General features: G+C 62.9%; 16 protein-coding genes. 13 read left to right on the forward strand and 3 right to left on the reverse strand.

What is annotated here, in order from left to right; translation table 11 throughout:
- Positions 1–211: 211 nt before the first annotated feature.
- The 5 genes from WG907_RS00250 (at position 212) to WG907_RS00270 (ending at position 7248) form a co-directional block, all read left to right on the forward strand.
- A complete protein-coding gene (locus WG907_RS00250; RefSeq protein ID WP_340230517.1) occupies positions 212–661 on the forward strand; it encodes a DUF3576 domain-containing protein in 450 nt (149 codons plus the stop codon).
- Between the two features lie 80 nt (positions 662–741).
- Positions 742–3270 carry a leucine--tRNA ligase gene (gene leuS / locus WG907_RS00255; RefSeq protein WP_340230518.1) on the forward strand — a complete coding sequence of 843 codons (2529 nt, stop codon included), beginning with the start codon at positions 742–744 and terminating at the stop codon, positions 3268–3270.
- 106 nt (positions 3271–3376) lie between these two features.
- Entirely contained in the window at positions 3377–3901 is a 525-nt protein-coding gene (gene lptE, locus WG907_RS00260) for an LPS assembly lipoprotein LptE (protein ID WP_340230519.1), read from the forward strand.
- Entirely contained in the window at positions 3898–4935 is a 1038-nt protein-coding gene (holA, locus tag WG907_RS00265; protein WP_340230520.1) for a DNA polymerase III subunit delta, read from the forward strand. The genes lptE and holA overlap by 4 nt, the downstream gene beginning before the upstream one ends.
- A gap of 225 nt (positions 4936–5160) precedes the next feature.
- A complete protein-coding gene (locus WG907_RS00270; protein ID WP_340230521.1) occupies positions 5161–7248 on the forward strand; it encodes a transglycosylase domain-containing protein in 2088 nt (695 codons plus the stop codon).
- Here the strand turns inward: WG907_RS00270 and WG907_RS00275 are convergent.
- Positions 7238–8197 carry an aspartyl protease family protein gene (locus tag WG907_RS00275; RefSeq protein ID WP_340230522.1) on the reverse strand — a complete coding sequence of 320 codons (960 nt, stop codon included), beginning with the start codon at positions 8195–8197 and terminating at the stop codon, positions 7238–7240. The genes WG907_RS00270 and WG907_RS00275 overlap by 11 nt on opposite strands.
- A 271-nt stretch (positions 8198–8468) precedes the next feature.
- Here WG907_RS00275 and rho point away from each other — a divergent pair, with 271 nt between their 5' ends.
- Both rho and WG907_RS00285 read left to right on the forward strand, forming a co-directional pair.
- Positions 8469–9725, forward strand: coding sequence for a transcription termination factor Rho (gene rho / locus WG907_RS00280; protein WP_340230523.1), 1257 nt, complete (start codon positions 8469–8471; stop codon positions 9723–9725).
- Between the two features lie 21 nt (positions 9726–9746).
- The gene (locus WG907_RS00285; protein ID WP_340230524.1) at positions 9747–10472 is read left to right on the forward strand and encodes a YjbE family putative metal transport protein; all 726 of its coding nucleotides are present in this window, start codon (positions 9747–9749) and stop codon (positions 10470–10472) included.
- Between the two features lie 15 nt (positions 10473–10487).
- On the opposite strand, the gene WG907_RS00290 is transcribed toward WG907_RS00285, so the two are convergent.
- Positions 10488–11456, reverse strand: coding sequence for a quinone oxidoreductase family protein (locus tag WG907_RS00290; RefSeq protein ID WP_340230526.1), 969 nt, complete (start codon positions 11454–11456; stop codon positions 10488–10490).
- A gap of 14 nt (positions 11457–11470) precedes the next feature.
- Positions 11471–12169, reverse strand: a complete 699-nt coding sequence (locus WG907_RS00295) for a dienelactone hydrolase family protein (protein WP_340230528.1) — start codon at positions 12167–12169, stop codon at positions 11471–11473.
- 158 nt (positions 12170–12327) lie between these two features.
- Here WG907_RS00295 and WG907_RS00300 point away from each other — a divergent pair, with 158 nt between their 5' ends.
- Genes WG907_RS00300 through WG907_RS00325 form a run of 6 tightly spaced genes read left to right on the forward strand, consistent with a single transcriptional unit; the run spans position 12328 to position 18144 of the window.
- A complete protein-coding gene (locus tag WG907_RS00300; RefSeq protein WP_340230530.1) occupies positions 12328–12585 on the forward strand; it encodes a DUF6489 family protein in 258 nt (85 codons plus the stop codon).
- A 6-nt stretch (positions 12586–12591) separates the two neighbouring features.
- Positions 12592–13881 (forward strand): tRNA uridine-5-carboxymethylaminomethyl(34) synthesis GTPase MnmE, encoded by a 1290-nt coding sequence (gene mnmE / locus WG907_RS00305; RefSeq protein ID WP_340230532.1) that lies wholly within the window; start codon positions 12592–12594, stop codon positions 13879–13881.
- A gap of 60 nt (positions 13882–13941) precedes the next feature.
- A complete protein-coding gene (gene mnmG, locus WG907_RS00310; RefSeq protein ID WP_340230534.1) occupies positions 13942–15795 on the forward strand; it encodes a tRNA uridine-5-carboxymethylaminomethyl(34) synthesis enzyme MnmG in 1854 nt (617 codons plus the stop codon).
- Positions 15792–16433 carry a 16S rRNA (guanine(527)-N(7))-methyltransferase RsmG gene (gene rsmG / locus WG907_RS00315; RefSeq protein ID WP_340230535.1) on the forward strand — a complete coding sequence of 214 codons (642 nt, stop codon included), beginning with the start codon at positions 15792–15794 and terminating at the stop codon, positions 16431–16433. The genes mnmG and rsmG overlap by 4 nt, the downstream gene beginning before the upstream one ends.
- Complete coding sequence (locus WG907_RS00320; protein WP_340230536.1) at positions 16430–17212, forward strand: ParA family protein; 783 nt, start codon at positions 16430–16432, stop codon at positions 17210–17212. The genes rsmG and WG907_RS00320 overlap by 4 nt, the downstream gene beginning before the upstream one ends.
- A complete protein-coding gene (locus WG907_RS00325; protein WP_340230537.1) occupies positions 17209–18144 on the forward strand; it encodes a ParB/RepB/Spo0J family partition protein in 936 nt (311 codons plus the stop codon). The genes WG907_RS00320 and WG907_RS00325 overlap by 4 nt, the downstream gene beginning before the upstream one ends.
- Positions 18145–18153 lie beyond the last annotated feature (9 nt).

Raw genomic sequence — 18153 nt, forward strand, 5'->3', positions numbered from 1 at the left:
GGACGTTCTACACTGGCAAATGCTCCACTGGCTAGAGCGGATCGGTGTTTTGTCGGGGGCTGTTGCATGGAACACACAGGTTTCTGATCACGGTCACTGGGAAGGGCACTGGCAGCGTCGCTGACGCGCGCCGCCGGTCCCCCTTGCCCATTGGCGCGGGTCGATTATAGAAGCGGGGCGTTTTCCCGATTTTCGAACAGGACATAGCCTGATGGTCCGCCGTTTTTCCGCCTCTTTTTCCGCCGGCCTCGCGCTGGCCGCGATCCTACCGCTGGCCGCCTGCGGCGGCGGGGCCAAGGAGCGGCCCAAGGCGGATCTCGCCGCGTCCAAGATCACCACGATCGGCGTCAACAGCTATTTGTGGCGCGCGAGCCTCGATTCGATCTCGTTCATGCCGCTGGTGCAGACCGATTCGAACGGCGGCGTGATCGTCACCGACTGGTATGCCAATCCCAACAGCCCCAATGAGCGGATGAAGCTGACCGTGACGATCCTCGATCAGGATCTGCGCGCCGATGCGTTGCGTGTCGCGGCGAGCCGCCAGGTGTTGCAGGGCGGTCAGTGGCTCGACGCGCCGGTGGCGGCGGCGACGGTGCAGAAGCTGGAGGAAGTGATCCTGACCAAGGCGCGCGATCTGCGCCGCATGGCGATCGCCGGATAAGTTCTGCGTCTTCATTTTAGGTTCGCATGAAGGGCTGGGCTTGGAAAAGCTCAGCCCGCATGCATTTGTAAGGATGTGACATGCAAAGGCGCTTCAACCCGTTTGAGGCCGACGCCCGCTGGCAGGCGGTGTGGGACGAGAAGCAGAGCTTTCGGGCTGACGACGCTTCGTCCAAGCCGCGATCCTATGTGCTGGAGATGTTTCCCTATCCGTCGGGGCGCATCCATATCGGCCATGTCCGCAACTATTCGATGGGCGATGTCCTGGCGCGGTTTCGCCGGATGACCGGGCATGAAGTGCTCCATCCGATGGGCTGGGACGCCTTTGGCATGCCCGCCGAAAATGCGGCGATGGAAAAGAAGGTGCATCCGGGCACCTGGACCCGCGAGAATATCGCCAATATGCGCGCGCAGTTGAAGAAGCTGGGATTCGCGATCGACTGGAGCCGCGAACTGGCGACCTGCGAGCCGGACTATTATGGCCATGAGCAGGCCTTGTTCCTGGACATGCTGGAAGCGGGCCTTGTTTATCGCAAGGAGTCGGCGGTCAATTGGGACCCGGTCGACATGACCGTGCTGGCCAACGAACAGGTGATCGACGGCAAGGGCTGGCGATCGGGCGCGACGGTCGAGAAGCGCAAGCTTTCCCAATGGTTCCTCAAGATCACCCAGTTCGCCGACGATCTGCTGGAGGGGCTGAACGGCCTCGACCAGTGGCCCGACAAGGTGCGGACGATGCAGGAAAACTGGATCGGCAAGTCGGTGGGCCTGCAGTTCGGGTTCAAGCCGGTCGCGCCCTTCGATCAGGCGATCGACGTCTATTCGACCCGGCCCGATACGATTTTCGGCGCGAGTTTCGTGGCGATCGCCGCCGATCACCCCGTGGCGCAGGCGGTGGCGGCGGATAATCCGCAAGCAGCGGCTTTTATCGAGCAGTGCAAGGCGGGCGGTACGACGGCGGCGGAACTGGAGACGGCGGAAAAGCTGGGCTTCGATACCGGCCTGTCGATGGTCCATCCGTTCGATCCCGACTGGCATCTGCCCGTCTTCATCGCCAATTTCGTGCTGATGGATTATGGCACAGGCGCGGTCATGGGCGTGCCGGCGCATGACCAGCGCGACCTCGATTTCGCGCGCAAATATATGCTGCCAGTCGAGCGCGTGGTTGCAGCCGAAGGGGACGAGGGCAAGCCGATCCATGACGAGGCCTATGTCGGGTCCGGTCGGCTGGTCAATTCGCGTTTTCTCGACGGGTTGGGGATCGAGGAGGCCAAGGCCGCTGTCATTGCGCGTGCCGAGGCGGACGGCTGGGGTGCGGGCAAGACCGTGTTCCGCCTGCGCGACTGGGGCGTGTCGCGGCAGCGCTATTGGGGGACGCCGATCCCCGTCATCCATTGCGAAGGCTGCGGCGTTGTGGGCGTGCCCAAGGCGGATTTGCCGGTGGTTCTGCCCGAAGATGTCAGCTTCGATATTCCGGGCAACCCGCTGGACCGGCATCCGACGTGGAAGCATGTCGATTGTCCGAGTTGCGGCAAGCCGGCGGTGCGCGAGACCGATACGCTCGATACTTTCGCCGATTCGAGCTGGTATTTCATCCGCTTCGCCAGCCAGCCCCAGGACAAGCCGTTCGACCGCGAGACGGTGGAGAAATGGCTGCCGGTCGGCCAATATATCGGCGGCGTGGAACATGCGATCCTGCATCTGCTCTACGCCCGCTTCTGGACCCGCGCGCTCCAGCATATGGGGCAACTGGGCTTTGCCGAGCCTTTCACCGGACTCTTCACGCAGGGGATGGTGACGCACGAAACGTACAAGGCCGGCGATGGCAGTTGGCTGAGCCCCGGCGAGGTGAAGAAGTCGGGCGACGATTATGTCCACATCGAAAGCGGCGCGCCGGTTTCTGTCGGTCGCGTCGAGAAAATGTCCAAGTCCAAGAAGAATGTCGTCGATCCCGATGATATCATCGCGCAATATGGTGCGGATGCGGTGCGCTGGTTCATGCTGTCGGACAGTCCGCCCGAGCGCGACCTGCCATGGACCGAAAGCGGGATCGAGGGATCGTGGCGATTCGTGAACCGGCTGTGGCGGTTGTTCGGTCAGATCGAAGCGGACGCGCAGGGGCAGGACGCTTCCGGTCAGGATCGGGCGCTCGACCGCAAGCTGCACCAGACGATCGACGGCGTTGCGCGCGATATCGAGGCGCTGTCGTTCAACAAGGCGGTCGCCAAGATCTATGAGCTGGCCAATGCGGTCGAAAAAGCTGCTCCATCCGTCAGCCGCAATGCGGCGATCCGTGCGCTCGCGCTGCTGGTCGCGCCGATGACTCCGCATCTGGCGGAGGAGGCCTGGGCCGATATGGGCGAAACCGGGCTTATCGCCGATGCCCCCTGGCCGCCGGTCGACCCGGCGTTGCTGGTCGATGACGAGGTGACGATCGCTTGCCAGGTGATGGGCAAGCTGCGCGATACGATCACCGTGCCCAAGGGGACGGCGAAAGAGGAACTGGAGCGGCTGGCGCTGGCTGCGCCCAATGTCGCACGGATACTGGACGGAGCGACGCCCAAGAAGGTGATTGTCGTGCCGGACCGGCTGGTCAATCTGGTGATTTGACGTATCTCGGTGCTGCTGCGAAAGCAGTAGCCTAGGGTCAAGGCAAGTTACCCCTCACCCTAGGCTCCTGCTTTCGCAGGAGAACGACAGGGGATAAAGGAAGCATATGAAGCCCGCTCTGCCTCTGATCCTTCTCGCCTCCCTCACCGCCTGCGGGCTGCGGCCCGTCTATGGCGGGGGCAGTCATGGCGTGGTCGCGCAGGCGCTCGGCGATGTCGAGGTGGTGGCGATTCAGGGGAAGGGCGGCTGGCTGGTGCGCAATGCGCTCAACGATCGGCTGGCGCCGCTGAACGGCGGTGGTGGCAAGCGCTATCGGCTGGTGGTGAAGCTCGACGACCAGATCAGCGGTTTCGGCCTGCGGTCCGATGCCGCGATCACGCGCGAGCGGCGCTCGCTGCGCGCGCGTTATCAGTTGATCGACCAGACGACCGGCGCGCAGGTGCTGGACGACACGGCCGGGTCCGACGCTGGCATCGACGTGGTGTCGAGCGAATATGCGACGATCGCGGCGGAGGATACGGCGCTCGAACGACTCGCGCAGACGGTCGCGGACCAGATCGTCACCCGCCTAGCCTTGTTCGCGCGCCGGGATAGCCAAAAAACGGCTGTCCCGAAAACGACGGCGCCGTGAAAGCCAATCGCGGCCAGATCGAAAAGGCGCTGGATGCGGCGGGACAGGCATCGGCCGCCGATGTTCGTTTCTTCCTGCTTTACGGACCCGATGAGGCGGGCAGCGCAGCGCTCGCGAAACGGCTGGAGCGGGCGATGGGACCGGACGCCGAGCGCGTCGACCTGGATGGCGGGACGCTGCGCGACGATCCGGCAAGGCTGTCGGACGAGGCCGCGTCTTTTTCGATGTTTGGGGACAAGCGCTGGATCAGGGTCAGCGGTATGGGCGAGGAGTCGGTGCCGGCGCTGAGCGCATTGCTGGAGGCGGAAGTGGCGGGCAATCCGGTGCTCGCCGTCGCGGGGGCGCTCAAGGCAACGTCCAAGCTGGTTAAGCTCGCGCTGGAGCATCGCGCGGCGATGGCCTGCATCTCGTACCAGCCGGACGCGCGCGAGGCCGAGCAGATCGCCATCGCCATCGCGCGGGAAGGCGGGCTGCGGCTGGCCCCCGAGCTTGCGCGGCGGATCGTCGCGCTCGCCAATGGTGACCGGGCCTTGATGGCGGGCGAGATCGAGAAGTTGATCCTTTATCTCGACGCCGCGCCGGAGCGACCGGCCGAAGCGACCGGCGAGGCGCTGGATGCGCTGTCCGCCGACAATCCCGACAGCGATGCTGCACTGCTGGTGAATGCGGTGCTGGGCGGCGACCTTGGCGCGATGCATCGCGAACTGGGGCAGTTGACTCAGACAGGCGTGAGCATGGCATCGGTGCTGCGGCCGCTGCTGACACGGGCGATGCTGCTGGCCCATATCCGGGTGGAGGCCGATCGGAGCGGAAGGCTGGAAGCGGCCATGGAGTCGGCGGGCAAGGCGGTGTTCTGGAAGGAAAAGGGGCTGGTGTCGCGGCAGGTGCGGTTGTGGGATGCCAGCGGCATCGCGCGCGTGATCCAGCGCCTTGCCCATGCCGAGCGGGCCAGCCGTTCGGGGCGTACTATGGGCGACCTGCTCGTGCGGCACGAGCTTCTGGCGATCGCGCGGCAGGCGGCGCGGGAGCGATAGGCGTTGGCGCGCGCGAATATTTGGCGCAGAGGACGCTGAGCGCATAAAGGTGGCGCAAGCGCGCATGCCCGCTACCGCCCATGGTGGAGAGCGAGCGTTAAAAACAGCCTTTGCGGTGCTTCTCTGCGTCCTTTGCATTTAAATCCTGCATCATTCATGGGTGATAAAGCCGCGATCGGCTTGTAGGCCGGGATCGAGGCGCATTTTCGGGGCGGCACAGACTGCATGGCAAAATCGGGCAAGAGCAAGGAGCCGCCGGGCAAGGCCCGGTTGTGGCTGGGGCGCATCCTCAAGACCGCGTTGCTTGGCGCGCTGGTGAGCGTCATCGCCATCGTCATCGCGGTGGTCGTCGCGATGCAGTCGCTGCCCGACTATCACAGCCTCAAATCCTCGCCCAATGGCCAGATGATCCGCGTGCACGCCGCCGACGGATCGGTGATCGTGTCGCTCGGGCCCAGTTTCGGCCAGTGGCTGAGCTACGACCAGATTCCGCAGGTGATGATCGACGCGATGGTGTCGACCGAGGACAAGCGATTCTATCTTCATCCCGGTGTCGATCCGATCGGCATGGCGCGCGCGGCCTGGGTGGCGATCCATAATCGGGGCAGCGGTCGAAGGATGCAGGGCGCGTCAACCATCACGCAGCAGGTGACGCGCAACATCTTCCTCAACAACAGCTATAGCTGGGGCCGCAAGGTCCGCGAGATGGTGCTGGCGATGGCGCTGGAGCGGAAATTCACCAAGCGCCAGATCCTCGAACTCTACCTCAACAAGGTTTATTTCGGCGGCGGCGCCTATGGCATCGATGCCGCGAGCCGTAAATTCTTCGGCCATCCCGCTACCGGCCTTGATCTGCCCGAGGCGGCAATCGTTGCGGGACTGGTCAAGGCCCCGTCGAGCTATTCGCCGACCGCCGACGCCGACGCCGCGATCGGGCGCGCGGGCGTAGTGCTCGACCTGATGCAGGACAATGGCGTCATCAGCGCCAGCGAGCATCAATCCGCCGATCTGGCGAGCGTCAAGCTGGCACCCGAGCCGCCGCAGAACAGCGTGCGTTATTTCACCGACTGGGCGTTGCCCCAGCTCGATGTGCTGATCGACGAGCCTAACGAGCCGCTGGAGGTCTACACTACCATCGACCTTGGCATGCAGAAGGCGGCGACGGCGGCGATCCAGGCCAATGTCCCGGCCGGCACGCAGGGCGCGCTCGTCAGCCTCGATCGGGATGGGGCGGTGCGGGCGATGGTCGGCGGCCTCGACTATGTGACGTCCAACTATAATCGCGCCACAACGGCCACGCGCCAGCCGGGATCGGCGTGGAAGCTGTTCGTCTATATGGCGGCGCTGGAGGCGGGCTACACGCCCGATACCGGCGTTACGGACAAGCCGGTCACCATCAACGGTTGGAGCCCGCGCAACAGTTCGGGGCATTTTTCGGGCGATATCGATGTGCGCACCGCCTTTGCCTATTCGATCAACACCGTCGCGGCGCAACTGGGCGTGGAGGTGGGCTTCCCCACCATTGCCGACATGGCCCGCCGCTTCGGTGTGACGACGCCGATCAATACGCATCCGTCCATGGTGCTGGGCACGTCGGACGTCCGACTGATCGACATGACCCGCGCCTTCGCCTCGGTCGCGCGCAAGGGGGTGGCCGTAACGCCCTATGGCATTACCAGAGTGACCACGGCCGAGGGCAGGCTGCTCTACAGCCATCAGGATGACAGTAGTCGCGTGCTGGTCGCGCCCTGGGTGGCGGCGGGAATGACCGACCTCATGCAGACGGCGGTGTCGACCGGCACCGGCAAGGCGGCGCAGATCGGCCGTCCGGTCGCGGGCAAGACGGGGACGACCAGCAGTAACAAGGATGGCTGGTTTCTGGGCTTTTCCAGTGGCATCACCACGGGCGTCTGGATGGGCCGTGACGATGCGCGGGCCGTCGGTGGATTACAGGGCGGTCGCGCCCCTGCGCGCGCCTTTTCCGACTATATGAAGGTTGCGGTCGCCAAACGGCCGGTCGAGCAATTCGACACGCAGGTGACTTTGCCCGAATGGCAGCTCGAACCCGATGATGAAGCCTATGGCGTGCCCGACACCGGATCGGACGAGGGCATGCAGGTGGATGAGAACGGCCTGCCGCTGGAGCGAGGGGTGGTGCGCGACCCCTATAGCGAGACCGAGCAGGAGCTACCGCAGGCCGACGAGCCGGACCGTCCGCAGCCGCAGCGGATGGACCAGCAATGGATCGACAATGTGCTGGGCCGCGATCGCCAGCGGCCGGCGAGTCCGCCCGCTGGTCGGCCTACCCCCTAACGGGGAGCGCCTGGGCGAATCGCAACGGGTCGAGCGCGCCGGTATCGGGCAGCAGGAAGTCGACCTTGCCCCGGCCGAAGTCGATCGCGACCCGATCGAACAGGCGCAGGGCATCGATTCCGAGCAGCAGTGCGGGTCGCCCCCTGAGACCAAGATGGGCGAACGGACTGACGTCGGCGAACATCACCGGCACGCCCTTGAGTGTCACTGGCCCCAGCCGGATGGCGGCGATGATGCCCGCAGGCCCGGCCAGCGAGCCGCCGGTGACGCTCGTGAGGCTGGCCGGTTCGAGCCCGGGAAGCAGGCCTTTCGTCTGAAGCTTGCGCATCAGCGCGAGATTGCCGACGCTGATATTGGTGCCGGTGTCGAGCATGATGTCGACCTTCATCCCGTTCACCTGCGAACCCAGCAGGATCAGCTGGCCCTTGCGCCGGCGGGCCTGCACCACGATCGTGTCGCGATCGACGGCCATGCGCGGCCCGCTGTCGCTGATCTCCATCCGGCCGGTGCGGAAATCGAGCAGCAGCCGTTTGGCGTGCAACCCGTCGAGTCCCAGCAGGCCCGCAGCGCCGATATCCCGGCCTTCCAGCACGGGAGCCTCGATATCGTCGATCCCGTCCGTGCCGAAGCTGAGGCGGGGCAATGCGACGGTCGGCGTGTCGGTTCGGCCCGTCATGCTGATGACCGTAACCGGAACGCCGGGCGGCAGGGCAAGCTGCTGCGCCAGATCCCGCGCGATCACAGTCCGCTGCGCGCCCGTATCGACGATGAAGTTCCACGGCCCCTTGCCGCCGATCGCCACGGCGATGGTCACGCGCGCATCCGCCGGCGGACCCGCGGGAACGATGACGGGCGGGGTGGCGGGATCGAGCGGAAGCGCATTTTGCGCACGTGCGATCGGGCAAAACAGGACCGCCGCCAAAGCCAGGCCGGCACGGAACCGTCGCATATCCTTATCCTCTCATCTTATGACTTAGCATAGCATGGACCGGGCCGGGCGGTCCACCGCCGCCTGTGCCAGCGGTCCGTCGTGCGGGCGTTTCCTCGTATCAGCTTTGCCACGGCCGGATGCCCGTGCCACCTTGACTTGGCGGCGTTCGCTTCGCTAAACGCGACGCTGATCATCCCCGCCGTCCGGCGCGGGATTGCCCCGACTGACATTACCGGGCCTTCCATTTCCCCCGACGCCCAAAATCCCTCTCTCCACTGGACTTACTCGCATGCATCTCAAGGACCTCAAGAAACAAGCGCCCGCCGACCTCGTCACCATGGCGGAGGAATTGGGCGTCGAAGGCGCATCGACGCTGCGCAAGCAGGACCTGATGTTCGCGATTCTCAAGGCCGAGGCGGAAAATGGCGAGCAGATCATGGGCGAGGGCACGATCGAGGTGCTGACCGATGGCTTTGGGTTCCTGCGCTCGCCCCAGGCCAATTACCTCGCAGGTCCCGACGATATTTACGTGTCGCCCAATCAGGTCCGCAAATATGGGCTGCGGACCGGCGACACAGTCGATGGCGAAATCCGCGCGCCCAAGGATGGCGAGCGCTATTTCGCGCTGACCAAGCTCAATACCGTCAACTTCGACGATCCCGACGCCGTCCGTCATCGCGTCAATTTCGACAATTTGACGCCGCTTTATCCCGAAAGCAAGCTGACGCTCGATCCGGGCGATCCGACCCAGAAGGACAAGTCGGCGCGCGTCATCGATATCGTGTCGCCGCAGGGCAAGGGGCAGCGCACGCTGATCGTCGCGCCGCCGCGTGTCGGCAAGACGGTGATGCTCCAGAACATCGCCAAGGCGATCACCGACAATCATCCCGAAGTTTTCCTGATCGTGCTGCTGATCGACGAGCGGCCCGAGGAAGTGACCGACATGCAGCGGTCGGTGCGTGGCGAGGTCGTGTCCTCGACGTTCGACGAGCCGGCGACGCGCCACGTCCAGGTCGCCGAAATGGTGATCGAAAAGGCCAAGCGTCTCGTGGAACATAAGAAGGATGTGGTGATCCTGCTCGATTCGATCACCCGCCTCGGCCGCGCCTATAACACGGTGGTGCCATCGTCGGGCAAGGTGCTGACCGGCGGCGTCGATGCCAACGCGCTCCAGCGGCCCAAGCGCTTCTTCGGCGCGGCGCGCAACATCGAGGAGGGCGGTTCGCTCTCGATCATCGCCACGGCGCTGATCGACACCGGCAGCCGGATGGACGAGGTCATTTTCGAAGAGTTCAAGGGCACCGGCAATTCGGAAATCGTGCTCGACCGCAAGGTCGCCGACAAGCGCATCTTCCCGGCGCTGGACGTGGGCAAGTCGGGCACCCGCAAGGAAGAATTGCTGGTCGACAAGGCTAAACTCTCCAAAATGTGGGTGCTGCGCCGCATCCTGATGCAGATGGGCACGATCGACGCGATGGAATTCCTGCTCGACAAGATGAAGGATTCCAAGACCAACGAGGATTTCTTCGATTCGATGAACCAGTAAGCGAAGGGACATCAGGCCATCATGCTCGACATTCTCGCCACTGCCACTGCCACGGCTGCCGCGTCCGGCCTAGGTTCGCCAGCCGATATATGGGCACATATCGTCAATGATTTCAGCAATATAGGATCGCCGTCGGCGCTGGCCGCCTTTGGCCAAGTGCTGATGATCGACATATTGCTGGCAGGCGACAATGCGATCGTCGTCGGCGCGCTGGCGGCCGGATTGCCGGTGGCGCAGCGCAAGAAGGTCATATTGATCGGCATCATCGCCGCGCTGGTCCTGCGGATCGCGTTCGCGCTGGTCGTGACGCAGCTGATGCAGATCGTCGGTCTCATCCTCGCTGGCGGGCTGCTATTGCTGTGGGTCAGCTGGAAGATGTGGCGCGAGTTGCACCCCGCCGGCGGTGGCGGATCGCCCGAGGTCGAAGGCGACGAGGGCAGCGGCGTCAAGCCGGCGAAAAGCTTCGCCGCTGCCGCCTGGGCGGTCGCAGTCGCAGACGTCAGCATGAGCCTCGACAATGTGCTGGCGGTCGCTGGCGCGGCCAAGGATCATCCGGGCATATTGATCATCGGGCTGGTTTTGTCGGTGGCCATGATGGGCATAGCCGCAAACATCATCGCCAAATATATCGAGCGGTTCCGCTGGACCGCCTATCTTGGCCTTGCCGTGATCATCTATGTCGCGGGCAAGATGATTTACGAGGGGATCGTCGATCACCAGGTGGGATTGCTGACGCTATTTTCCTGACCCCGTGGTAGTAGGTCAGGGGAGCAGAATGGTCGACCCAGTCGTCCGTCGAGCTTCCAGCGCCCTGTGCGCGTCCGCCGCACTGGCGAGCGGGAAGCTTTGGCCGATGGTGGCTTTCACCACCCCGCGCGACATGCGGTCGAACAATCGTTCGGCGCACCGGGCAAGGTCGTCAGGCGTCGCGATATAATCGAACAGCGTCGGGCGCGTGACATAGAGCGAGCCGCCTTTGCTGAGGTCGAGCAGGTTGACAGGTGGCACTGCACCGGACGCGTTGCCGAAGCTGACCATTAGCCCTCGTCGCTTGAGGCTGGCGAGCGAGGCGGTCCAGCTATCCTTGCCGATGCCGTCATAGACGATATCGACACCAACCTCGTCGGTCCGTCTCCTTACGATCGAAGCCAGATTTTCGAACGGTCCGTGCAGACTATGGTCGGCATCGACCGACGCCGCCTTTTCCGGCGAGCCGCTATGCGCGATGACGGTGACGCCCTTGTCTCGCAACCAGGGAACGAGCACGCTGCCGACGCCCCCGGCGGCCGCGTGGACCAACGCGATGTGTCCGGGCTTCAAGGCGATCATATCTTCGGCCAGATAGCAGGCGGTCATGCCTTTGAGCATCATGGCGGCGGCATCTTGCGCGCTGACGGTGTTAGGAATCTTGATAGCCTGAGCAGCCGGAATGATCCGGTGCGTCGCATAGGCGCCCAGGCCGCTGACGGTGCCGATCCGATCGCCTTCGGAAAAGCCGGTGACGCCTCGCCCGACAGCGATGACCGTGCCCACGCTTTCGCCACCCAATGCTATCGGCAGGGGAGCAGGATAGAGGCCGGTGCGATAATAGGTGTCGATGAAGTTCAGCCCGATCGCTTCCTGAGCGATCAGCAACTGGCCTTCATCGGGCGCATCGGGCACGAACGCCTCGCGCGCGATCACCTCCGGTCCGCCGTGCGTTCGCGCAACCATCCGCCATGCATCGACCATGGTTGTACTCACCGTTAAAGATGTTGGGCGAAAAAATCGGCAGTGCGGCGATCCGCAAGCTCCGCCCCGGCCTCGTCACGGCGATCGCCCATTTCGGCCGCGAAGCCGTGATCCAGGCCCTCATAATCGTGCAAGGTAACATGGCGATTATCAGCCAGTCCTTCATGCATGGCCTTTTGCACGTCAGCACTGACGAAACCGTCGGCAGTGGCAATGTGCAACAGCACCGGCTTTCCGATGGCATGCTGCTCACCCACCAGCCCGTCGATGCCGACGCCATAATAGCCGACAAATGCATCGCCATCGGTGCGGCAGGCGCTCATGAAGGCCAGCCGGCCGCCAAGGCAATATCCCACAACCCCGATTTTGCCCGTGCCCCCCAGCGCCGATCGGGCTGCCTTGATCGTCGCCTCCAGATCACGAATGCCCTGATCCTGATCGAATTTGGCAAAAAGGCCGAACGCCTGCTGCAACTGATCCGGTTGATCGGCGTCGAGCTCGATATGCGGTTCAATGCGCCAGAACAGGTCGGGTGCAAAAGCGAGGTAGCCGGCCTTTGCCCAATTATCGCATTTGCGCCGGATGCCCTCATTGACGCCGAAAATTTCCTGAATGACGATGATCGCGGCCGAAGGCGTACCCTGCGGTGCAGCGACATAGGCGTCGAAATGGGTGTCGCCTTCCAACGTCGCGATGGACTTGAATTCAGCCATGAGGAAATCCTTTCCATTATGTCCACTCATCATGCCGAATTACCTGGACAGTGCCAACCATCGGGAACCGCAAAATATTTGCTAAAACAGGCCACCATGCCTCATGAGGAGCATGAACATCTGGTCGAACCAGCGGAACGGCAAAAAAGGATAGAATGATGAAGGTGACTGTAGACGTTGACTGCACACCCGCCGAAGCGCGTGCCTTTTTGGGCTTGCCCGATGTTTCGCCGATTCACGACAAATATGTGAAGACGATGCTCGACAATCTGGATGGTATCGGCAGCATCGAACAGATGGAAACCATGTTCAAAAGCTTTTCACCAATGGGCGACGCCGGCGTTCGCCTATTCAAGCAGATGATGGATATCGGCTTGTCTGGCGCACTGGCAGGCAAGGGTTCTGATAAAAAATGAATCGACGTGGCTGATTCGATTTTTGCGCTGTCCAGCGGCGCACCGCCCGCCGCGATCGCCATCATACGCATAAGTGGTCCCGCAGCGGGGGCGGCGTTAGGCGCTCTTGCGGGCGATCTTCCGCCGCCGCGCAGGGCAAGCGTCAGGCTGTTGATCGATCCTCGCAACGGCGAACCGCTGGATCGCGCCTTGCTGCTGTGGTTTCCCGGCCCTGACACGGCCACTGGAGAGGATCTTGCCGAACTCCATTGTCATGGCGGACGAGCGGTGATCGCTGCGCTCGAATCGGCCCTTGGCAGGATCTCGGGGCTGAGGCGGGCCGAAGCGGGCGAATTTACCCGCCGCGCCTTCGCCAATGGTCGGATGGATCTGAATATTGTCGAAGGGCTGTCCGACCTTTTGACCGCAGAAACCGAGCAGCAACGCCGTTCTGCCATGATGATGGCTGAAGGGCATTTTTCGCAACGGATTGAACAATGGCGGCGCGAGCTTTTGAAGCTCGCGGCCATGGCGGAGGCGGCGCTGGATTTTTCGGACGAGGATGACGTGCCCGATGCCGATATAGAGATGCAAATCGGCGGTGCCGTCTCGGCACTTGCCGCCGAGGTTGGACGTCAGTTGGAGGCACCGTCGGCCGAGCGGCTCCGCGATGGCATAAGGGTCGTCCTGGCCGGGCCACCCAATGCCGGCAAGTCGACTTTGCTGAATGCCCTTGTAGGACGGGACGCGGCGATCGTATCCGATATAGCCGGAACCACACGGGATCGGATAGAGGTGCCGGCAGCGCTCGGCGGTACGGCCTTCCTTTTCACCGACACCGCCGGCTTGCGCGACCAGACCGATGACGCCATCGAAGCCATTGGCATCGATCGAGCACGCGCGGCGCTTGATGGCGCGGATGTCATCATATGGCTCGGCGCCCCCGAGGAGGCTCCTGATGATCATCGAACCATATTGGTGGCCGCGCAATGTGACAGGATCGACCATGAGGAGTTTCACCCCGGCATTCGGGTAGCGGCGCCGACCGGTCAAGGAATGGACGTGCTGGTCCAGACTATTCAGGATCGGGCCAACGCGATTCTGCCGGGGCCGAGCGATTATGCCCTGCACGATCGGCAGCGGCGAGGGGTCGCCGGATTGCATGAGCATTTGATCGGGGTCAACCGCGAAAGAGACATGCTCATCATAGCCGAAGAACTGCGCCTTGCGCGCAAAGTCATCGACGTGCTGACCGGACGCGCGGGTACTGAAGACATGCTGGATCAGCTTTTTTCGGGATTCTGTATCGGCAAGTGAGCGTGATGTTCCACGTGGAACGGTTTTGACCCGCACACCTCATATCTGGTAAGAGCGGCTATGCGAACAAGCTATGATGTGATCGTGGTCGGTGGCGGCCATGCGGGATGCGAGGCGGCCGCGGCCGCTGCACGCAAGGGTGCCAAGGTCGCGCTTCTGACCTTCGACAGGGCTACGGTGGGGGCGATGTCGTGCAATCCCGCCGTCGGGGGATTGGGCAAAGGCCATCTCGTAAGGGAAGTCGATGCGCTGGATGGCCTCATCGCGCGGGCGGCCGATGCCGCGGCCATTCACTATCGTATGCTGAACAGTAGCAAAGGCGCCGCCGTTCAGGGCCCTCGCGTTCAGGCGGACCGCAATCGGTATCGCGCAGCCATCGTCGAAATGCTCATGGCTCAGCCGGGCTTGAGCATAGTTGAAAGAGAAGCTGTCGGCCTCGCAATGTATGACGGGGGTGGCGTCCGGGGTGTCCACCTGGCCAATGGCGAAACGATCGAGGCCGCCGCGACGGTGCTCGCGACCGGGACTTTTCTGGGCGCGCGACTCTTTTGCGGCGAAGACGTAGCCATTGGCGGGCGGACCGGGGAGCGCGCAGCTACGGCTTTAGGTATTCAGTTGCGGGACATGGGGCTGCCCATGGCCCGGCTGAAAACCGGCACGCCGCCGCGGATCGACGGGCGGACGATCGACTGGGCGCGACTGGAATCGCAACCGTCCGATACGATCGGCTGGACCATGTCGCCTATGTCGAGTGGGCGGACCTTGCCCCAACTGGCCTGTGCGATAACCCGAACCAACCAGGCCACGCACGACATCATTCGGGCAAGTCTCGATCGTTCACCCCTGTTTAGCGGCGCGATCGAAGGGCGGGGGCCGCGCTATTGTCCCTCCATCGAAGATAAGGTGATGCGCTTCGGCGATCGCGATGGCCATCAGATTTTTCTGGAGCCGGAAGGTCTCGACGATCATCTCGTCTATCCTAACGGGATCAGCACATCGTTGCCGCAGGATGTGCAGCGGGCGATGGTGCGATCGCTGCCCGGACTGGAATCGGCCGATATTGTCGTGGCTGGTTATGCGGTCGAATATGACCATATCGATCCGCGTGCGCTCGACATGTCGCTCGAGCTTAGGGCTGCACCCGGATTATTTTGTGCGGGCCAAATCAATGGCACCACGGGCTATGAAGAAGCGGCGGCGCAGGGACTGATCGCGGGCGCGAACGCCGCCGCAAGAGCGCTCGGCGAAGAACCGATGATCCTCGATCGGGCCTGTAGCTATATCGGGGTGATGGTCGACGATCTCGTTTTGCAGGGCGTGACCGAGCCTTATCGGATGTTGACCGCCCGAGCCGAGTATCGCCTGCACTTGCGCGCCGATAATGCAGAAACACGGTTGGGCGCCATCGGAGCAGCGCATGGCTTGATTGGCGCTGCGCGGCAGGCGCGGCAGGACATGCGAGCGGCTCATCGCCAACGCGTCGTGACGGACCTAGCCCGGCGGAAAACGGCGACCGAGATGGCACGCGCGGGCGCTGATGTGCGACAGGATGGGGCGCGGCGCAGCTTGTTCGAATGGGCCAGATTTCCCGAAGTCGACAGAGCATTGCTTTTCGAGCTGGCGCCTGCGCTACGCGACGGTCCTGCAGATCTTAGCGCCGAAATATTGGAGGACGCGCATTATGCGCCCTATCTGGATCGACAACAGGCAGAAATCGCGGAATTGCGGAGAAATGAGCGCGTGGTCATTCCGTCGACGTTCGACTTTGCTACAATTGGCGGATTGTCGACGGAGATGATCGAACGGCTGAATAGTGCTCGTCCTGAAACTTTGGCGGCGGCAGAACGTATTCGCGGAATAACGCCAGCCGCCCTCGCTGCCGTTCTGGTCCATGTCCGGCGCCGCGCCGCATGAGCGAAGAAGAAGCGCGGGCATGGATAATGGCGCACCGGGATGTTCCACGTGAAACATGGGGGCGCTTGGAGCGTTTCGTCGCGATCCTCTTGGAAGCGATGGGCGAGCAGAATCTGATCGCGGAATCCACACGTGATCATGTCTGGGCGAGGCATATCGCCGATTCGGCGCAACTGCTGACATATGCCGAGCAGGCGGATGACGGGGTCTGGATCGATCTGGGATCGGGGGCGGGACTGCCGGGCGTCGTAATAGCTATCCTGTCGTCTCGCCCCATGTTGTTGGTGGAATCGCGGCGTAAGCGAGTCGACTTTCTCAATGGGGTGATTGCGGAACTGCAATTAGGCAATGTGAAGGTGTTTGCAGGTCGAACGGAGGTAATGCCGGCTATGACCGCCGCGGTCATCAGCGCCCGTGCCTATGCGCCGCTTGGCCGATTGCTTTGCTCCTCTGCGCATCTTGCGGATGAAAAAACGCTTTGGATATTGCCCAAGGGGCGAAATGCGCAGAATGAACTGGAGACCGCTCGTCCGGCATGGCAAGGTGTGTTCCACGTGGAACCGAGCGTCACCGATCCCGAGAGCGCGATACTCGTCGCCCGCAACGTGAAGTCCGTCAAAAGGAAAGGCCAAGGATGATCTGTATCGCCATAGCCAATCAAAAAGGCGGCGTGGGCAAGACCACCACAGCCATCAATGTTGCCACCGGACTAGCAGCGACCGGTCTGCGCGTATTGCTTGTGGACCTCGACCCACAGGGTAATGCTTCAACCGGGCTGGGTATCGGCCAGGCCCAGCGCGCTCGGTCGAGCTATGATCTGCTGGTAGGCAATTGCGCGCTGGAAGATTCCGTGTTGCCTACGCGCGTGCCCAAGCTTGATCTGGTCCCGGCAACGCAGGATCTGTCAGGCGCGGAGATCGAGCTGATCGAATATGAGCAGCGTACCCACCGGCTGGATCGTGTTTTGTCCGAGGCACCCACCGGTCGCTGGGATATTTGTTTGATCGATTGTCCGCCATCGCTCGGGCTGTTGACGGTGAACGCCATGGTCGCGGCCCAGTCCCTTCTTGTCCCTTTACAGTGCGAATTCTTCGCGCTCGAAGGCCTGTCGCAATTGCTGCAGACCGTCGAGCGCATCCGCGAGCGATTCAATCCGCATTTGTCGATCACGGGCGTCGCGCTGACGATGTATGACCGTCGCAACCGCCTGACCGATCAGGTCGCCGACGATGTGCGGGCCTGCCTCGGCGATCTGGTCTTTACCACCGTGATCCCGCGTAATGTCCGCCTGTCCGAAGCGCCGAGCCATGGCGTGCCAGCGCTGATTTACGATTTTCGCTGTGCCGGATCGGAAGCGTATATGCGGCTGTCGCGCGAACTGATCGCGCGGCTACCACGGCTGGAGGTTGCGGCTTGACCGAGGAAATAAGCGAAAAACCCAAGGCCGGTAAGCGGCCTCATGGGCTGGGCAGGGGGCTGTCGGCACTACTCGGGGACGTCACGCGGGAGGAGCCGATAGCGCCAGCGGTCGGAGCCGGGGCGCAGCTCAAGGCCATCCAGAGTATTGAAATCGCGCTTATTCATCCGCATCCAGAACAGCCGCGTCGCCATTTCGACGAGGGCGCGTTGCAGGAACTCGCCGAAAGCATCGGTAAGCGCGGCGTCATTCAACCGATCATCGTGCGACCCCATGGTGGCGGCTTTCAAATCGTTGCTGGGGAGCGGCGCTGGCGCGCAGCGCAACGGGCCCAGCTCCATCGTATTCCGGCGATCGTCCGCGATTTCGATGAAGCGGAAACGCTGGAAATCGCGCTAGTCGAGAATATCCAGCGTGAGGACCTCAATCCGATCGAGGAAGCCGAAGCCTATCGCAAGCTGATCGGTCAGTTTCATCATAGTCAGGATGCACTGGCCCGGTTGGTTGGCAAGTCGCGTAGTCATATCGCCAATCTGATGCGCCTGCTCGATCTGCCCGACACAGTGCAGCAGGCGGTAACAGAGAACAGGCTGAGCATGGGCCATGCCCGCGCCCTGATTGGCGCGCCTGATTGCGAATCGATGGCCCGCACAGTCGAGCATAAGGGGCTGTCGGTTCGCGATACCGAGGCGCTCGTCCGTCGTGCGCGTAAGGGCGACCCAGCGTCGGAAGCGCCCTCGCGAACGACGTCTGCGGGCGGAAAGGACGCCGATATCGCTGCGCTGGAACAGCATCTGGCCGATATTCTGGGCCTGAAGGTGGACATCGATCATGGCGAGGACGGTGCCGCCGCAGGGGTCCTGACGCTGCGCTATTCGACCCTGGACCAACTTGACATGCTGTGTCAGCGGTTGACGGGCGAGCGTATTTAACAAGCCCGC

Origin of the sequence: Sphingobium fluminis, assembly GCF_037723805.1 — a bacterium.
In the GTDB taxonomy this organism is placed as follows: Bacteria; Pseudomonadota; Alphaproteobacteria; order Sphingomonadales; family Sphingomonadaceae; genus Sphingobium.